13 protein-coding genes are annotated in these 17,015 nt (G+C 67.3%); 6 read left to right on the top strand and 7 right to left on the bottom strand.

Annotation, left to right across the window (positions count from 1 at the left end):
• Positions 1-22: 22 nt before the first annotated feature.
• Entirely contained in the window at positions 23-2,902 is a 2,880-nt protein-coding gene (locus tag QP457_RS10130; protein ID WP_205406373.1) for a VIT domain-containing protein, read from the bottom strand.
• A 133-nt stretch (positions 2,903-3,035) separates the two neighbouring features.
• On the opposite strand from QP457_RS10130, the gene QP457_RS10125 reads away from it, so the two are divergent.
• Complete coding sequence (locus QP457_RS10125) at positions 3,036-4,085, top strand: DUF1176 domain-containing protein (protein WP_205406374.1); 1,050 nt, start codon at positions 3,036-3,038, stop codon at positions 4,083-4,085.
• A gap of 12 nt (positions 4,086-4,097) precedes the next feature.
• On the opposite strand, the gene recJ is transcribed toward QP457_RS10125, so the two are convergent.
• The gene (gene recJ, locus QP457_RS10120) at positions 4,098-5,855 is read right to left on the bottom strand and encodes a single-stranded-DNA-specific exonuclease RecJ (protein WP_205406375.1); all 1,758 of its coding nucleotides are present in this window, start codon (positions 5,853-5,855) and stop codon (positions 4,098-4,100) included.
• A 122-nt stretch (positions 5,856-5,977) separates the two neighbouring features.
• Between recJ and QP457_RS10115 the strand changes: the two genes are divergently transcribed.
• The gene (locus QP457_RS10115) at positions 5,978-7,021 is read left to right on the top strand and encodes a DUF1176 domain-containing protein (RefSeq protein WP_205406376.1); all 1,044 of its coding nucleotides are present in this window, start codon (positions 5,978-5,980) and stop codon (positions 7,019-7,021) included.
• Positions 7,022-8,077 (top strand): DUF1176 domain-containing protein, encoded by a 1,056-nt coding sequence (locus QP457_RS10110; RefSeq protein WP_205406377.1) that lies wholly within the window; start codon positions 7,022-7,024, stop codon positions 8,075-8,077. It abuts the gene before it with no gap.
• A gap of 38 nt (positions 8,078-8,115) precedes the next feature.
• Here the strand turns inward: QP457_RS10110 and QP457_RS10105 are convergent, their stop codons facing one another.
• The 5 genes from QP457_RS10105 to dapB all read right to left on the bottom strand — a co-directional run bounded on the left by QP457_RS10105 (position 8,116) and on the right by dapB (position 15,098).
• Positions 8,116-9,036, bottom strand: coding sequence for a phosphoglycerate mutase (locus tag QP457_RS10105; protein ID WP_205406378.1), 921 nt, complete (start codon positions 9,034-9,036; stop codon positions 8,116-8,118).
• Positions 9,037-9,039: 3 nt separating this feature from the next.
• Complete coding sequence (gene greA, locus QP457_RS10100; protein WP_176022519.1) at positions 9,040-9,504, bottom strand: transcription elongation factor GreA; 465 nt, start codon at positions 9,502-9,504, stop codon at positions 9,040-9,042.
• 8 nt (positions 9,505-9,512) lie between these two features.
• Positions 9,513-12,755: a carbamoyl-phosphate synthase large subunit gene (gene carB / locus QP457_RS10095; protein ID WP_180166965.1), complete on the bottom strand. Its 3,243-nt coding sequence runs from the start codon at positions 12,753-12,755 to the stop codon at positions 9,513-9,515.
• A 149-nt stretch (positions 12,756-12,904) separates the two neighbouring features.
• A complete protein-coding gene (carA, locus tag QP457_RS10090) occupies positions 12,905-14,035 on the bottom strand; it encodes a glutamine-hydrolyzing carbamoyl-phosphate synthase small subunit (RefSeq protein ID WP_180166964.1) in 1,131 nt (376 codons plus the stop codon).
• A 334-nt stretch (positions 14,036-14,369) separates the two neighbouring features.
• A complete protein-coding gene (dapB, locus tag QP457_RS10085) occupies positions 14,370-15,098 on the bottom strand; it encodes a 4-hydroxy-tetrahydrodipicolinate reductase (RefSeq protein ID WP_180166963.1) in 729 nt (242 codons plus the stop codon).
• 70 nt (positions 15,099-15,168) lie between these two features.
• Here dapB and QP457_RS10080 point away from each other — a divergent pair, with 70 nt between their 5' ends.
• From QP457_RS10080 to QP457_RS10070, 3 genes are read left to right on the top strand one after another with little or no spacing between them, the layout of a single operon-like run.
• Positions 15,169-15,948 (top strand): 3-oxoacyl-ACP reductase, encoded by a 780-nt coding sequence (locus tag QP457_RS10080; protein ID WP_205406379.1) that lies wholly within the window; start codon positions 15,169-15,171, stop codon positions 15,946-15,948.
• 4 nt (positions 15,949-15,952) lie between these two features.
• Positions 15,953-16,348, top strand: coding sequence for a MerR family transcriptional regulator (locus QP457_RS10075; protein WP_205406380.1), 396 nt, complete (start codon positions 15,953-15,955; stop codon positions 16,346-16,348).
• A 54-nt stretch (positions 16,349-16,402) separates the two neighbouring features.
• Positions 16,403-16,984, top strand: coding sequence for an NAD(P)H-dependent oxidoreductase (locus QP457_RS10070; protein WP_180166960.1), 582 nt, complete (start codon positions 16,403-16,405; stop codon positions 16,982-16,984).
• The last annotated feature ends 31 nt before the right edge of the window (positions 16,985-17,015 follow it).

Raw genomic sequence — 17,015 nt, 5'->3', positions numbered from 1 at the left:
CCCTACACGGGCGTCCCAGTGATCAACGCACCTCGAACTCCCCCACCAGCACGGTCTCGGCACGGTCCTTCAGCCGCATCGTCACCATCTGGTCCTCCTGCTTCGGCGTACCCCAATGGGTGGTCAGGCGCAGCATCAGCGTCGTTGCGCCGGTTACCAGCTGCTGGCGGCTGCCGAAGTAGTTCGCCTCCACCTTGTACTTGCCGGGCTTGGCATTGCGCAGCGAGAACTGTTCCGGGCCATAGCCACCGGTGAAGTCCTGCGACATCTGCCCGCCCTGGTAGGTCAGGCGGTTGCCGTAGTAGGCGCGCTCACCGTTCGGGTCGGTCACCCACAGGTCCATGTCGCTGTTGTCGGCATCCCAGGCCAGCACCACGCGCAGGTCCAGCGGCATCGCCTGCAGCAGACGCGGGTCGATGCCCTTGGTATCCAGCCGCGGCTTGCTGGCGGCCACCAGGTTGGTCAACTCGTCCAGGGCGATCAGCGCAATGCCGTCGAAACGAGCATCCCAGGGCCGTACGACCACCTGGTACAACGGCGCCAGCGCCTGCTGCGGCTTGCCCGCTGCGGCCAGCGCCAGGCCCAGGTCGCGGAAGCTCTGCGGTTCTTCCTGGCCCATCGCCAGCACCTGCTCGAACACCGGCACCGCCAGCGCCGGAGCGTCGGCCTGCAGCAACCGATAACCGAGCACGCGCAGCAGATGGCGGTTGTCCAGATCCATCTCGGCCAGGTTGGAGAGCACGCGCAGGGCAAGATCGCGCTGCCCCTGTTCGATCAACAGGTCGGCCACGTCGAGGAAGAATGCGCTGCTGTCGGCGTTCGCCGCGCGCTCGGCCAGATAGCGGTCATACAGTTGCGACGCCGGCCCTTGGCGCAGGCGGCGGGCAACCGGCGAATCCGGCTGCCACGCAGCCAGCTTGATTCCCAGCTGACCGTCATTGGCAGCGGCAGGCCCAGCGACCATCGCATCGGCGGCCGCTTCCATCATCGGCGCGGGCGCCGGTGCCGGGCGTGCGACCGAACGCTGGCGCGCAGTGGCTGCATTCGACTGCATCTCCGCTGCGGCGGGAGCTGGAGCAACCAGCATCGCTACCGGTGCCGGCGGGGCGCCGGCCGCCACCTCCAGCGCCTTCGAATCCGCCTGCGGCGGTGTGCCCTTCGGCCAACTGCGATTCCACCACTGTTGGCGCTGCTGCCACTGCGTCACCACCTTGTCCAGACGCTGGCGGTCGGCCGCTTCGCGGTCTGCAACCTGGCGTGCGAAGCGCTGGTCGTACTCGGCGCGCAGCTTGCCCGACGGACGGATCGCATAGCGCAGGTAGTCGTCCAGGGTTTCCAGCACGATCAGCGAGGTATCCGGGCCCACCAAGCTGAACTGCTGCGACAGCCGCTGCATCGCCTCACGGTTGCTGCGTCGATCGCTCGACAACTGCTGCAGGCGCGCCTGTGCCCACAGGCCGGCCAGCAGATCACCGTCTTCGTTCTTCTGCGTCGCGGGCAGTGCCTGCCACTCGCCGCCAGCCACGCGTACGCGCATCGGCACACCTTCGGCCGCCAACCGCGCATGCAACCACAGCCAGCCCTGGGCCTGGCTGCGGCGGTCGATCACCACATCCTGCACGCCACGGCCGGCATCGATCTGGACATCCAGCGGTACCGACAGCAGTTCCCGCGCGGCGGCATCGATATCGCTGCCGAGTGCCACGAAAGTGCCGGCATGCGCCTCGCTCCAACCGCGCAGGCGGGTGGCATCGGTGCGTGCACCAGCACTGCTGATCGCAAACAGGCGCTGGTCGGCGGCCAGCGCCGGCAATGCTTCCGGCCCGTAGGTCAGCAGGCCATCGCTGACCATCAGGTATTCCTTCACCTCCGGCTGCGGCTGCCACTGCGCCAGCGCACTGGCACCATCGGGCTGCACCGACATCAACGCCCGGCGCAATTCACTCCAGTCGCCCCCGCGGATACGGAAACGACGCAACTGCTCGGCACGATCACGCAGCACCGTCAGCGCGACGTTGCCTTCGCCCATCGCAGCGAAGTAGCGATCAAGCAGCGCGAACTCGCGGGTGCGATCACGCTGGCCAGCAGAGCCGGAACCGTCCCACAGCAGCCCCACTTCCGATGGCACACGGCGCGGCGCGGCCGACGTAGGCACCGGCAGCTGGGCCAGCAGGTAGTGACCGTCCTGCCAGCGGGCAACCTGCACCTGCGCCTTGCGCTCGGCCGGCAGCGTCCATTGCAGCTGGGCCGGCAACTGTGCGCCGCGCCCTTGCCAGTGCAGACGGCCCTCATCAATGCGGAACGGCGCACTGCCAGTATCAGCACCCTTCGGTGCCTGCACGTCCAGTTCAACGGCAGCGGCACCGGCGACGAACTGCAGCGGCAGCGTCCAACGCCAGCCCTGCCCGGCGTATGCCAGCGGCTCGCGTACGACCAGCTGCACACGGCGGCTGCCGCCGGCCGGCAACGGATAAACGCGCAGCCGGAACTGGTTGCCGGCGGTCTGCTCCAGCAGGCCCGGATCGACGCCACGACGGGCGATCTCCTCGAACACCTGGCGACCGCGGTCCTTGGGCACCGGTACGGCCTCGCGCAACTCGCCATTGATGTCCAGGGCGAAGCCGGTGATCTGCTGGCCCTCGCCCAGCGGGAACTGCAGCTCACCCTCCAGCACGCGCTGGTTGGGGTTGTGGAACTCCAGGGTGATCCGGGTCTGGGCGATGCCGGCCTGCACCTCGCCTTCGATGCGCGCCTGTCGCAGCTGCACGGGCTGTTCTGCCGCGGGTGCGATCAGCAGCGGGGTGGAGGCGATCGGCGGTGCCGGACGACGCGACGCCTGGGGCATTGCCGGCCAGGTTGCCAGGGCCAACAGCAGTACGGTGCAGCAGCGGGCGAAGACCATGACAGGACTCCAGTGGGATCGTGATTGCTTGAACGCACCAAACGGGTGGATGGGGTTAACGCAATTCGATGCTGGCTCTTCGCCGCCCCTGGGCGCACCATGTGCGACTTCCCGATCCCGCGCAAGGATGCTCATGCGTTACCCCCTGCTTCCCACCCTGCTGGCGCTGTCCTGGCCGTTGGCCGCCGGCGCCGTCGATGCGCCTGCAGGGCTGTATTTCCAGCATCACGACTGGGTCGTGGCCTGCGACAACACCCGCACCTGCCGCGCGGCCGGCTATGCCAGCGACGACGACAGCACCCTGAGCGTGCTGCTGACGCGGAAGGGCGGCCCCGATCAAGCCATCAACGGCCGGGTGTCGTTGCAGCCGATCGACGACCAGCCGCAGCCGAAGGGCGCGCTGCACCTGCGCGTCCAGCAGCGTGACCTCGGTGTGCTGGCGCCGGCCAAGGACACAGGCACCTATGCGCTGAGCCCGACGCAGACCACCGCAGTGCTGTCGGCGCTGGTGCGCGATGGCGGCATCACCGTTGTCGATACCGCCGGGCACGCGTGGCCGCTGTCGGACAAGGGCGCAGCAGCAGTGCTGTTGAAGGCCGACGAGTTCCAGGGCCGCGTGGGGACGCCGGGCGCGGTGATGCGCAAGGGTACTGCCGCCGAAAGCAGCGTACCTGCCGCCGTTGCCAAACCCGTGGTGCGCAAGGCAGCGACCTTGTCGACGCCGCCGGACGACCCGGCATTCGCCAAGCTGGCCGCGTCACCGGCGCTGCGTGCAGCGCTGCGCGCCACCCTGAAAGAGCCCAGCTGCGATGGTCTGCTCGAGGCCGACCCGGATCTTCCGATCAGCAATTCGCCACTGCAGATACAGCGTCTGGACGCCAAGCATCTGCTGGTCAACGTTCCCTGCTGGCGCGCGGCCTACAACACCGGCGATGGTTACTGGGTCATCGGTGAGAAAGCGCCTTACCAGCCGCAGTGGGTGACCAGTGATGCGATCGACTATGGCGACGGGCAGATCGTCGCCTCGCACAAGGGCCGCGGCCTGGCCGACTGCGTGTCGGATGAAACGTGGACCTGGGATGGCACGCACTTCGTCGCGACCTCGGCAATCAGCGGCGGTCTGTGCCGCGGCGTTCCTGGTGGAACCTGGGAGCTGCCGACACGGGTAAGCGAGGTCCGCTGACGCCCCCTTTTTTCATGCGGGCAGGCAGTGCTCGACGATCAGCTGGATCGCGGCGCCACCGCGATAGTCATCGCAGGCCAGGCGATAGGCCAGGTGGACATGCTTGCCTGGTGCGTTGCCGTGCCAGCCACCGAAGTGGATCGCGTTGATCGTGCCCGGTACGCCGGGCAGGCGCAGCTCCAGCTTCAGATGCCGTTCCTTCAATACGCGCCAGTTGGCCACTTCGAAGTGGCCATCGAACAGCGGCTCGGGGAAACCTTGTCCCCACGGTCCGGCCAGGCGCAGCGCATCGGCATGGCGATGATCGAGTTCGTCCGCTGCCAGTTCGCCATCACTGAGCACCTGCTGCTGCAGTGCCGCCGGGTCGAGCATTTCCAGCACGGTAGCGACGAACGCGGCTTCGAAGTCGGCCAGATGATCCAGTCGCATGCTCAAGCCGGCAGCCATTGCGTGACCGCCGAAGCGCTCGATCAAGCCGGGATGGCGCGCATCAATCAGGGCCAGCGCATCACGGATATGCAGGCCGGCAATCGAACGCGCTGAACCGCGCAGGGTGTCGGCACCCGGCTCGGCCGGCGCGAACGCGATCACCGGACGATGCAGGCGATCCTTCATCTTCGAAGCGACCAGGCCGACCACACCGGGGTGCCAATCCGCATCAAACAGGCAGGCCGCCACCGGACGCTGCCCGGCGGTATCGAGCACCACCCGCGACAGCGCCTGTTCGGCGTCATCGGTCATCGACTGCTGCACCGCACGCCGCTCGGCGTTGATCTGCTCCAGCGTCTGCGCGATCTCGCGGGCCTGCCGCGGATCTTCGGTGAGCAGCAGCGCGATTCCCAGCGCCATGTCTTCCAGCCGACCGGCCGCATTCAAGCGCGGGCCGAGCCCGAAGCCGATGTCGGTGGCGGTCAGTCGCGCAGCGTCGCGGCCACTGGCTTCGATCAGCGCCTTCAGGCCAACGCAGCCCTGGCCGTAGCGCAGCCGACGCAGACCAGCACTGACCAGGGCGCGGTTGTTGGCATCCAGCACCACCAGGTCGGCCACGGTACCCACGGCCACCAGATCCAACAGGGTGGTCAGGTCCGGACCCTTGCCATCGGCAAATACACCCGCTTCGCGCATCTGCCGGCGCAGCGCCATCAGCACGTAGAAGATCACGCCGACACCGGCCAGCGACTTGCTGGGGAAGGCGTCGCCGTCCAGATTGGGGTCGACGATGACATCGGCCGGCGGCAGCTGCGGACCGGGCAGATGATGATCGGTCACCAGCACCTGCCAGCCCCGCGCCTTGGCCGCGGTCACGCCGGCATGGCAGGCGATTCCGTGATCGACGGTGACCAGCAGATCCGGCTGCAGCGCAGCCAGCTCGTCCACCAGCGACGGCGACAGACCGTAGCCGTGCACCATGCGGTTGGGCACCGCGTGGAAGACATGCTGCGCGCCGAGCATGCGCAGACCGCGCACGCCGACCGCGCAGGCGGTTGCGCCGTCGCAGTCGAAATCACCGACGACCAGGATACGCTTGTCGGCGGCGATGGCCTGAACCAGCAGGTCCACGGCCGCGTCGATGCCAGTCAGCAGCTCCGGCGCGTGCAGGTTGCCCAGCTTGGGCAGCGCCAGCTCCGGCGTCTGCGCTCCGCGTGCGGCGTACAGGCGGGCCAACAATGGCAGCGTGCCGTCCGGCCAGACGCCGGGTACGGCAACATCGCGGCGGCGGATCGTCGGGGTATCGGAAGACGGCGGCACAGCGTCGGCGGCAAGGGACATCGGCATCGCCGGGTTACGGAAGACCCGCGCATGATACCCCGCTCGGCGTGTCTGGCTCTGCGCGGGCTTGGCGCAGGCGTGCTGATCGCCCATGCTTGTTCGCTTCTGAAACGGAATTCGCCATGTATCGCCCGCTGTCCGTACTGCTGGCCAGCCTCCTGCTGCCACTTGCTTCCCATGCCGGAAACACACCGCTGGAACCCGGTATCGAGTTCGTGCACCACGACTGGTTCCTGGCCTGCGACAACACCGGCACCTGCCGTGCCGCCGGCTATGGCCCGGAACAGGCTGACAGCCTGCTGGGCCTGATGCTGGAACGTGCCGGTGGCCCCGGCACGGCAGTGAAGGCGCGGCTGCGGGTCGGTGAGGATGGCGAAAGCACAATGCCTGAAGGATCGATGCGCCTGCAGGTGAACGGACGTGATCTGGGTCCCGTGCAGGACACCGGGCCCGACGAAGCAGTCACGCTGCGACCGGCTCAGGTTGCAGCCCTGCTGGCCGCCCTGCCCGGCCAGGCCCGCATCGAGGTGATCGACAGCAGGGGCACGCGCTGGCCTATTTCCGATCGTGGTGCCGCTGCAGTGCTGTTGAAAATGGACGAGGTACAAAGGCGCGTGGGCACACCCGGCGCCCTGATACGGCGTGGCACGCGTGCCGAAGCGAGCGTGCCGGCTGCGCGCGTCAAGCCTGTCATCGTGAGCGCGGCGCTGACGGCCCCACGCTCCGAAGACAGCGCATTGGGCAGCAGCGAAGCGCTGCGCGACGCGCTGATTGCCACGCTCGGCGACAGCGACGACTGCCCGCGCCTGATCGAGTACAAGGGAACCCCGGAAATGGTGATCGAGCGGCTGGACAACAGCCATGTGCTGGTGCAGGCGCTGTGCCAGATGGGTGCGTACAACTACAGCAATGGTTTCTGGATCGCGCACGATCAGTCACCGTACGCAGCGGAGGTGGTCACGCTGGAGGCAGAGGGCTTCTCGCGAGGCGGGCGCACGCTGTACGCACGCTACAAGGGCCGAGGCATCGGCGACTGCGTTTCCGGCTCGGACTGGACCTGGGATGGCCGCAGATTCCAGCCAAGCAGTGCGTTCAGTACCGGCTTGTGCCGTGGCATGCCGGGCGGGCACTGGACACTGCCGACGCTGGTCAGCGAGGTTCGTTGAGTGCGTGCATCCTCACTGTTACGCACGCCGCTGCTGGCCTCCCTCACTCTGGCCTCGGTTGCCTCGGCCGCTGAACCGCTTGGCACATCGTTCGTCGAGGGTGACGGGGTGCTGGCCTGCGACAACACCCGCACCTGCCGGCTGGCAGTCTACGGTCCACTGGCACCGCTGATGCTGAGCGTGCTGCTCGAACGTGCCGGCGGGCCGCAGACCGCAGTCGCCGCACGGCTGTCAATGGCCGAGGGCGCCGAGGACGCGCCACGTACCCCTGTGGCGGTGGCACCCGAAGGGACGTTGCGACTGCGCGTGGACGGAAGGGACCTCGGTGCCATTGGCCACAGCGACGCGCTCGACCTTGGCCTGGAACTACCCTCGCGCTACGTGGCAGCGATGATCGATGCGCTGGTGAGTGGCAAACGCATCCAGATGAGCGATGCCTCGGGCCACGCCTGGCCGCTGTCGGATCGCGGCATGCGCACGCTGCTGTTGAAGATGGACGAAGCACAGGGTCGGCTGGATACCCCAGGCGCGCTGGTGCGCAAGGGCGCACAGCCCGAATCGAAGGTGCCGGCCGCGGTAGCCGCGCCACCACTGAAGGCACCGCCCCTGCTGGTCGAAGCACATGACACGGATGGACAACTGGCTGAGCGGACAGACCTGCTTCAGCAACTACAGCCGGTGGCCGCCGCGCGGAGCGCCTGCGAACAGATGTCGTCGCGCCAACTACGCATCGAACGGGTGGATGCTACCCATGTCCTTGCCCTGTTGAACTGTGCAACCGGCCGCTACATCGTGTCCGCGGGTACGTGGCTGATCCGCGACCGTCCCCCCTTCGCACCCACGCTGATCGCCCGGACCACGCTGTTTCCACTCTACCCGCACGCCGTGTTCCTTGAAGAAGGATTCGTGGCCGGTACGGATGCCTGCGGTACAAGCCGGCATTGGGCGTGGGATGGAACCCGTCTGAGCCTGAGCGCGGAGTTTGTCGGTCACTACTGCACCGGCCCGAGCCGCAGGCACTGGCAGTTGCCGACCTACGTCACCGATGTTCAATAGCACATCCGCCGGGCATGGCCCGGCGCTACCACCTTGCCTCAACCGTCGTGCAGCTGCCGCGGCTTCTTCCAGAACTGCCAGCGCTGGCCTTTGTCCAGCTGGAACTGCAGGCCATCCTCGAAATCCAGCACCAGCCGTTGCAGCTCACCACGCTTGAGCGCGGCCAGCAGCGGCCGGATCGCGTCGTTGCCCAGCTGCTGCAACGAACGCAGCTGGCGCAGATCAACCAGTGCATCGACCGATTGCTCGCCATCCACCGCTACGCCTGCGGCCTGGGCCAGACCCTGCAGCAGCGCATCGCGGCTGCGCACCTGCGCATGTGGCGTGGCCACCGATACCGGCATCAGGCCACCGCCCCAGAACCACAGCGAATTGATCGGCTGCTGCCCCTGCGCGGCGCGCTGCTGGTTCCACGCATGGGTGTGCAGCAGCACCTGCGCTTCGGTCATCAGCGCTCGCCAGCGACGGCCCGCCTCGCCCGGTGGCAGGTGCGAGAACAGATCATCACCCAGCACCTCGTCCGGACTGTCGAACTCCGGCAGTTCGGTACCGATCGGCAGCCGCAGGTACCAACGCGAAGGATCGGGTGCATCCAGCACGAAGCCTGCATCCGCAAACAGCGGCTGCAACACGGGCAGCAGGGCCAACGTGTCGGCCAGGCTGGGCCGCAGCGTTTCGCCGTGGCCCATCATGCGCGCGCCATGCATGTCCGGCACCATGCAGGCCGGATCGGCACGCAGCCAGCAGGCGCCGGCGGCATCGCCGACGTCACGCTGGCGGGTCAACGCGGCCACCGGCCAGTGCGGCGCGGCGACCGTGAAGTGGCGCAGCAGCTGCGCCTGTTCACCGGCGTCGCCCTGCGAGGTGGTGGCGCGGCCCAGGGCACGCGCCACATCATCCGGCAATGCAGCCACCGCAAAGCGGCTGCGTGCCGGCAACAGCAGGGTCGCCGTTGCCACGGATCAGTCCTGGTAGCTGACGCTGACGATCTCGTACTCGCGCTGGCCAGCCGGCGCATCGATCACGATCGAGTCACCTTCCAGCTTGCCGATCATCGCGCGGGCAACCGGCGAGGAAATGGCGATCAGGCCCAGTTTGATGTCCGCCTCCAGATCGCCAACGATCTGGTACTTCTTCTCTTCGTCCGATTCCACGTCGGCCAGGGTCACGCTGGCGCCGAACACCACCTTGGAGCCTGCATTGAGCTTGCTCACGTCGATGATCTCGGCGTGCGACAGCTCGCCTTCCAGCTGCTTGATACGGCCTTCGATGAAGCCCTGTTCCTCGCGCGCGGCGTGGTACTCGGCATTCTCCTTCAGGTCACCATGCTCGCGCGCTTCGGCGATCGCGGCGATCACCTTCGGGCGCTTGACCGACTTCAGGTGATCCAGCTCATCGCGCAGTCGCTGCGCGCCCTTCATCGTGATGGGTGCTCTCATGCGTTCAACTCCTTGTGCAGTTCCTGCAGCGACCAGACCGGGCCGGTACCGCGGAATTCCAGTGAATCCACCAGCGCCTTGGCACCGGCAATGGTGGTCGAATAGGTGACGCGGTGCTGCAGCGCCTCGCGGCGGATCGAGAACGAGTCGTTGATCGCGGCACGGCCTTCGGTCGTGTTGACGATATAGACGATCTCGCCGTTCTTGATCGAATCGACGATGTGCGGGCGACCCTCGACCACCTTGTTGATGATCTCGCAATCCATGCCGTGCTGCTGCAGCCACGCTGCGGTGCCGCGGGTGGCGACCAGGCTGTAGCCACGTGCCAGCAGGGCCTTGGCCACCGGCAACACGCGCTTCTTGTCCGGGTCGCGCACCGACACGAAGGCCTTGCCGACCGGCGGCGCCTTGATGCCACCGGCTTCCTGCGCACGCGCGAAGGCGGCGTTGAAGCTGCGACCCACGCCCATCACCTCACCGGTGGAGCGCATCTCCGGCCCAAGGATCGGGTCGACGCCCTGGAACTTGGCGAACGGGAAGATCGCTTCCTTCACCGAGTAGTAGTCCGGCACGATTTCCTTGGTGGCGCCCTGCTCTTCCAGGGTCTTGCCCGCCATGCAGCGGGCCGCGATCTTGGCCAGCGGCATGCCGGTGGCCTTGGACACGAACGGCACGGTGCGCGAGGCACGCGGGTTCACTTCCAGCAGGAAGATGGTGTCGTTGCCTTCCTCGTCGGTCTGGATCGCGAACTGGGTGTTCATCAGGCCCACCACGTTCAGGGCCTTGGCCAGCTCGACCACCTGGCGACGCAGCTCTGCCTGGGTTTCAGCCGACAGCGAGTAAGGCGGCAGCGAGCAGGAGGAATCGCCCGAGTGCACGCCGGCCTCTTCGATGTGCTCCATCACGCCACCGATCAGGACGTTGCCCTGGGCGTCGGCGATGATGTCGACGTCGCACTCGACGGCGTTGTCGAGGAAGCGGTCCAGCAGCACCGGCGAATCGTTGGACACCTTCACCGCGTCACGCACGTAGCGGGCCAGGTCGGATTCGCCATAGACGATTTCCATCGCGCGGCCACCCAGCACGTAGCTCGGGCGCACCACCAGCGGGTAGCCGATCTCGCGCGCCAGCAGCAGGGCTTCCTGGTCGTTGCGGGCGATGCGATTCGGCGGCTGCTTCAGGCCCAGCTTTTCCACCAGCTGCTGGAAGCGCTCGCGGTCTTCGGCCAGGTCGATCGAGTCCGGGCTGGTGCCGATCACCGGCACGCCATTGGCTTCCAGCGCGCGTGCCAGCTTCAGCGGGGTCTGGCCGCCGTACTGCACGATCACGCCCTTGGGCTGCTCCAGCTCGACGATTTCCAGCACGTCTTCCAGGGTCAGCGGTTCGAAGTACAGGCGGTCGGAGGTGTCGTAGTCGGTCGACACGGTTTCCGGGTTGCAGTTGACCATGATGGTTTCATAGCCATCCTCGCGCAGCGCCAGTGCCGCGTGCACGCAGCAGTAGTCGAACTCGATGCCCTGGCCGATGCGGTTCGGGCCACCGCCGAGGATCATGATCTTGTCGCGGTTGCTCGGCGCGGCTTCGCACTCGTCCTCGTAGGTCGAGTACAGGTAGGCGGTGCCGGTGGAGAACTCGGCGGCGCAGGAGTCCACGCGCTTGTACACCGGGCGCACCTTGTGCGCACGACGCAGCGCACGCACGGCCGCTTCGTTGGTGCCGGTCAGCTGGGCCAGGCGGGCGTCGGAGAAGCCGGCGCGCTTGAGCTTGCGCAGGCGCGCCGCATCCAGTGCGTCGATGCCATCGGCCGCGACCTGGGTCTCGGCGGCGATGATTTCTTCGATCTGGTCCAGGAACCACGGATCGATGTAGGACAGCTTGAAGATGTCCTCCACGCTCATGCCGGCGCGGAACGCATCGCCCACGAAGAACAGGCGCTCCGGACCCGGCGCCTTCAGCTCGCGGCGCAGGGTCTGCAGATCGTCTTCACTGGTCAGGTCCAGGCCGGTCGGGTCGAAGCCGACCTTGCCGGTTTCCAGGCCACGCAGGGCCTTCTGCATCGACTCCTGGAAGGTGCGGCCCATCGCCATCACCTCGCCCACCGACTTCATCTGGGTGGTCAGGCGTGCATCGGCGGCCGGGAACTTCTCGAATGCGAAGCGCGGAATCTTGGTGACGACGTAGTCGATGGACGGCTCGAACGAGGCCGGGGTCAGGCCGCCGGTGATCTCGTTCTTCAGTTCGTCCAGGGTGTAGCCCACGGCCAGCTTGGCGGCGACCTTGGCGATCGGGAAGCCGGTGGCCTTGGAGGCCAGCGCCGAGGATCGCGACACGCGCGGGTTCATCTCGATCACCACCACGCGGCCGGTGTCCGGGTTGATGCCGAACTGCACGTTCGAACCACCGGTATCCACGCCGATCTTGCGCAGCACGGCGATGGAGGCATCGCGCAGGCGCTGGTATTCCTTGTCGGTCAGGGTCTGCGCCGGGGCCACGGTGATCGAGTCACCGGTGTGCACGCCCATCGGGTCCAGGTTCTCGATCGAGCAGACGATGATGCAGTTGTCCGCGGTATCGCGGACCACTTCCATCTCGAACTCCTTCCAGCCCAGCACCGACTCTTCGACCAGCACTTCGGTGGTCGGCGACAGTTCCAGGCCGCGGTTGACGATTTCGATCAGCTCTTCGCGGTTGTAGGCGATGCCGCCGCCACTGCCGCCGAGGGTGAAGCTGGGGCGGATGATGGTCGGATAGCCGACGCGGGTCTGGATCTCCAGCGCTTCGTCCAGGGTGTGCGCAACGGCAGCGGTCGGGCACTCCAGGCCGATCTCGCTCATCGCCACGCGGAACAGCTCGCGGTCCTCGGCCATCATGATGGCTTCGCGCTTGGCGCCGATCAGCTCGACGTTGTACTTCTCCAGCACGCCGTTGTCGGCCAGGTCCAGCGCGCAGTTCAGCGCGGTCTGGCCACCCATGGTCGGCAGCAGCGCGTCAGGCTTTTCCTTGGCGATGATCTTCTCGACCGTCTGCCAGTTGATCGGCTCGATGTAGACGGCGTCGGCCATCTCCGGGTCGGTCATGATCGTGGCCGGGTTGCTGTTGACCAGCACCACGCGGTAGCCCTCGTCACGCAGGGCCTTGCAGGCCTGGGCGCCGGAGTAATCGAACTCGCAGGCCTGGCCGATGACGATCGGGCCGGCACCGATGATGAGGATGGTCTTGAGGTCAGTGCGCTTGGGCATTTTCTTCTCTAAGTCAGTACAGCGTGACAAGGGGGGTGATCGCACGCTGTCGATCAGGAATCTTGATCCGCAGCGCCGCGCCAGAGGCAGCCGCGATGCGGAGGCTTACGGTCCATCGCGACGCCACCGGCGAACCGGCGGCGTACTGATCACGCCTTGGCCTGGTCCATCAGCGCCACGAAACGGTCGAACAACGGACCGACGTCGGTCGGGCCCGGCGACGCTTCCGGGTGGCCCTGGAACGAGAAGGCCGGCACGTCGGTGCGGGCGATGCCCTGGTTGGTGCCGTCGAACAGCGAACGGTGGGTCACCCGCAGGGTGGCCGGCAGGGTCGCTTCATCCACTGCGAAACCGTGGTTCTGCGAAGTGATCATCACCCGGCCGCTGTCCAGGTCCTGCACCGGATGGTTCGCACCATGGTGGCCATGGCCCATCTTGATCGTCTTCGCGCCCGAGGCCAGGCCCAGCAGCTGATGGCCCAGGCAGATGCCGAAGGTCGGGATCTTCACGTCGATGAAGGTCTTGATCGCGGTGATCGCGTAGTCGCACGGCTCCGGGTCGCCCGGGCCGTTGGACAGGAACACGCCGTCCGGCTTCAGCGCCAGCACTTCAGCAGCCGGGGTCTGCGCCGGCACCACGGTGACCTCGCAGCCGCGCTCGGCCAGCATGCGCAGGATGTTGGTCTTCACGCCGAAGTCGTACGCCACGACCTTGTACTTGGCCGGCACGCTGACGAAGGCATTGGCATCCAGGTCCAGCTGGCCCTCGGTCCAGACGTAGGTCTTGTCGGTGGTGACGACCTTGGCCAGATCCATGCCCTTCAGGCCGGGGAACTTGCGGGCCGCTTCCAGTGCCTTTTCCACATCGATGCCGTCGCCGGCCATCAGCGCGCCGTTCTGGGCGCCCTTCTCGCGCAGGATGCGGGTCAGCTTGCGGGTGTCGATGCCGGCGATGGCGACCACGCCACGCTGGATCAGCCAGTCCTGCAGCGACACCTGGCTGCGCCAGTTGCTGGGGCGGCGCGGCACGTCGCGCACGATCAGGCCAGCCGACCACACCTTGGACGCTTCATTGTCCTGGTCGGTCATGCCGGTGTTGCCAATGTGCGGATAGGTCAGCGTGACCATCTGCCGGGCGTAGGACGGGTCGGTCAACACTTCCTGGTAGCCGGTCATGGCGGTGTTGAACACCACCTCACCGACGGACAGGCCGGGCGCGCCTACGGATTCGCCCTCGAATACGGTGCCGTCTTCGAGGACGAGGATTGCGGCTTGGGTCACGGAATTCTCACTTTGGCTACCGAGGGGGTGCCGAAGTCACGCCTGCGCTTCACGGAAATCCGGTTGCAAAAAAGCGCGGACGTACGGTCTGGGACCGGTCCGGCTTTCGTGATTCGGCGAGTGCGAATTGTAGCGGTGCCGGGGCGCGTGCGCCAGCGGTTATCGCCATTCATGAACAGGCGATTGCGCATTCATTTCAATCCGGGGGCGTATGCAGGCCGATGACCGGGCCGCTGCCATCCCACCTGCCCGGCTCCGGTAGGCGCCAACCCTGGTTGGCGCGTTCAGCAACGGCTGCCAACCAAGGTTGGCATCTACCATCGACCCGGGCCCGTTACCCGGGCCCGTCCAGCAGGTCGCGTACCCGGTAGCTGCCCGCCGCCCGGCCCTGCAGCTGGCGAGCGGCAAACAGCGCTCCGCGGGCGAAGATGTCGCGGTTGGTGGCCCGGTGCACCAGCTCGATGCGCTCGCCCAGGCCGGTGAACTGCACCAGATGCTCGCCGACGATGTCACCGGCGCGCAGGCTGGCGTACTGCGGCTCAGCCCCACCGCGCTGTGCCGCCGCGCCCAGGGTCAGCGCCGTGCCCGAGGGAGCGTCCTTCTTCTGCGTGTGGTGCGATTCGACGATGTCGCAGTTCCAGCCGGCCAGCGCCTGCGCCGCACGCTCCACCAGCTCGTCCAGTACCGCCACGCCCAGGCTGAAGTTCGACGCCCACACCAGCGGGATCTTCACCGACGCCGATTCCAGCGCCTGTCGCTGCGCAGTGGAAATGCCGGTGGTGCCCGACACCAGGCCTGCGCCGCGCTCCACGCACAGTGCCAGCAGTGCATCGAAGCCCTCCGGCAGGCTGAAATCGATCGCCACGTCGAACACCGGCGCCCCCGGCAACTCGCTGGCGGCGAAGAACGGCACACCATCGATCACCCGCTGGGCCGGCGCGCGGCCGGTGACCGCAGCGACGATCTGCAGGGAATCAGGATGTTCGGCGGCCAGCCGCAACAGGGCCTGGCCCATGCGCCCGGAGGCGCCGTGAATAAGCAATCGCAGGGGAGTCTGGTTCATGCACGCAGGCTAGCGGCAGCACGCATGGTCCGGCAAGCACTGTCGCTGCTACGCTGCCTGCCCTTTTGCCATGGATTGCCTGGCCATCATGCAGATCAGCGAACAGCTGGTACTGGTCACCGGGGCCGGTCGCGGCCTCGGCCAGCACATCGCCCGCGCCTTCGCCGCGCAGGGCGCGCGGGTTGTCATCAACTATCACCGCAGCGAAGCAGCGGCACGTGCACTGGCCAGCGAGCTGGGCGGCCAGGCCATCGCTCTGCAGGCCGACGTCACCGACCGCGCCCAGGTCGACAACCTGCTGCAGCACGCACTGGCGCACTTCGGCCAGGGCGTGACCACCGTGGTCAACAACGCACTGGCTTCGTTCTCGTTCAATGGCGATGCCCGCGACAGCGCCGCCGACATCGGCTGGCCGGCCTTCCAGGCGCAGTTCGAAGGCAGCGTGCGCGGCGCCCTCAACACCGTGCAGGCCGCCCTGGCCGGCATGCAGGCGCGGCGATTCGGCCGGGTCATCAACATCGGCACCAACCTGTTCCAGAACCCGGTGGTGCCGTACCACGACTACACCGCCGCCAAGGCCGCGCTGCTGTCGCTCACCCGCACCCTGGCCGGTGATCTCGGCCCGCACGGCATCACCGTCAACATGCTCTCCGGCGGCCTGCTGCGCACGACCGACGCCAGCGCCGCCACGCCGGAAGCCGTATTCAACTACATCGCCGCCAACACGCCGCTGCGCAGCGTCACCACGCCGGCCGAGTTCGCCGATGCCGTGCTGTTCTTCGCCAGCCCGTGGGCGCGCGCGGTCACCGGCCAGAATCTGGTGGTGGATGGCGGACTGGTGCGGGACTGAGCGCATGCGCATTTCCGAGGTCGCGCGCCGCACCGGCGCCAGCGCCAAGGCGATCCGCCTGTACGAGGCACGCGGACTGCTGCCGCCAGTGCCGCGCCTGAACCGCTACCGCGACTACAGCGAACAGGATGTGGCGTGGGTGCAGCTGATCCGGCAGGCGCTGGGGCTGGGCATCGGATTGGCCGCCATCACCCGCCTGCAGCGCAGCGACGGCCAGCTCGACTGGCCGGCAGTGCTGGTCCTGCTGGAGCGCCAGCGCGCTGCGATTGCTTCCGAGCGCGAGCGGCTTGCCCGCATCGAGGTCGAACTACAGCAGGTGGCGGACGAGCTGCGGCAATGGCTGCAGCAGGGCGATGGTCTTTGCGTTCTGGCTGCCGCTGGCTGCCCCGTCGGTGTTTGACTCTGCCCCTGGGGCATAGCGCACGGTCGCGGTTTTCCAGCTTCCGAGACTGCCGTGCCCCGCTCCATCCTGATCCTGCTTGGCCATCCCGACCGCGACAGCCTGTGCGGCGCCCTCGCCCAGCGATACGCAACCGCCGCCGGCAACGCCGGCCACCGCGTGCGCTTGATCGCCCTGGGCGACCTTCAGTTCGACCCGGTACTTCGCCACGGCTATCGCCAGATCCAGCCGTTGGAAGCCGACCTGCAGGATGCCGCCGACGCGATCCAGGCCTGCGATCATCTTGTGCTGGTCTACCCGACCTGGTGGGGCGCGATGCCTGCCCTGTTGAAAGGCTTCTTCGACCGCGTGCTGCTGCCAGGCTTCGCCTTCCGCTACCGGCGCGATTCGGTGTGGTGGGACCGGCTGCTGGCTGGACGCAGCGCGCGGGTCATCACCACCCTGGACACGCCGCCCTGGTACTACCGGTGGATCTACCGCGACCCGGGCATCACCCAGATCCGCAGCACCATCCTGGAATTCTGCGGCATCCGCCCGGTGCAGGTCAGCCGCCTGGGTGCCGTGCGCAGCAGCACGCCGCAACAGCGCGAACGCTGGCTGGCTCAAGCGGCCGAGCTGGGTGCGCAGGCGCGTTGACGCGTCGCGGCGAACGGCCCGCCTCGTCCGG

Source organism: Stenotrophomonas sp. As-7, assembly GCF_030291015.1.
GTDB lineage: Bacteria > Pseudomonadota > Gammaproteobacteria > Xanthomonadales > Xanthomonadaceae > Stenotrophomonas > Stenotrophomonas lactitubi.
The sequence above is the reverse complement of the archived record's forward strand: the minus strand, read 5'-3'. Positions and strand labels throughout refer to the sequence as shown.

Excerpts from the sequence above, each read along its gene's own strand:
- QP457_RS10130 (WP_205406373.1), bottom strand. The coding sequence starts at position 2,902 with ATGGTCTTCGCCCGCTGCTGCACCGTACTGCTGTTGGCCCTGGCAACC.
- carB (WP_180166965.1), bottom strand. The coding sequence starts at position 12,755 with ATGCCCAAGCGCACTGACCTCAAGACCATCCTCATCATCGGTGCCGGC.
- QP457_RS10080 (WP_205406379.1), top strand. The coding sequence starts at position 15,169 with ATGGATTGCCTGGCCATCATGCAGATCAGCGAACAGCTGGTACTGGTC.
- QP457_RS10075 (WP_205406380.1), top strand. The coding sequence starts at position 15,953 with ATGCGCATTTCCGAGGTCGCGCGCCGCACCGGCGCCAGCGCCAAGGCG.
- QP457_RS10125 (WP_205406374.1), top strand. The coding sequence starts at position 3,036 with ATGCGTTACCCCCTGCTTCCCACCCTGCTGGCGCTGTCCTGGCCGTTG.
- recJ (WP_205406375.1), bottom strand. The coding sequence starts at position 5,855 with ATGTCCCTTGCCGCCGACGCTGTGCCGCCGTCTTCCGATACCCCGACG.
- QP457_RS10115 (WP_205406376.1), top strand. The coding sequence starts at position 5,978 with ATGTATCGCCCGCTGTCCGTACTGCTGGCCAGCCTCCTGCTGCCACTT.
- dapB (WP_180166963.1), bottom strand. The coding sequence starts at position 15,098 with ATGAACCAGACTCCCCTGCGATTGCTTATTCACGGCGCCTCCGGGCGC.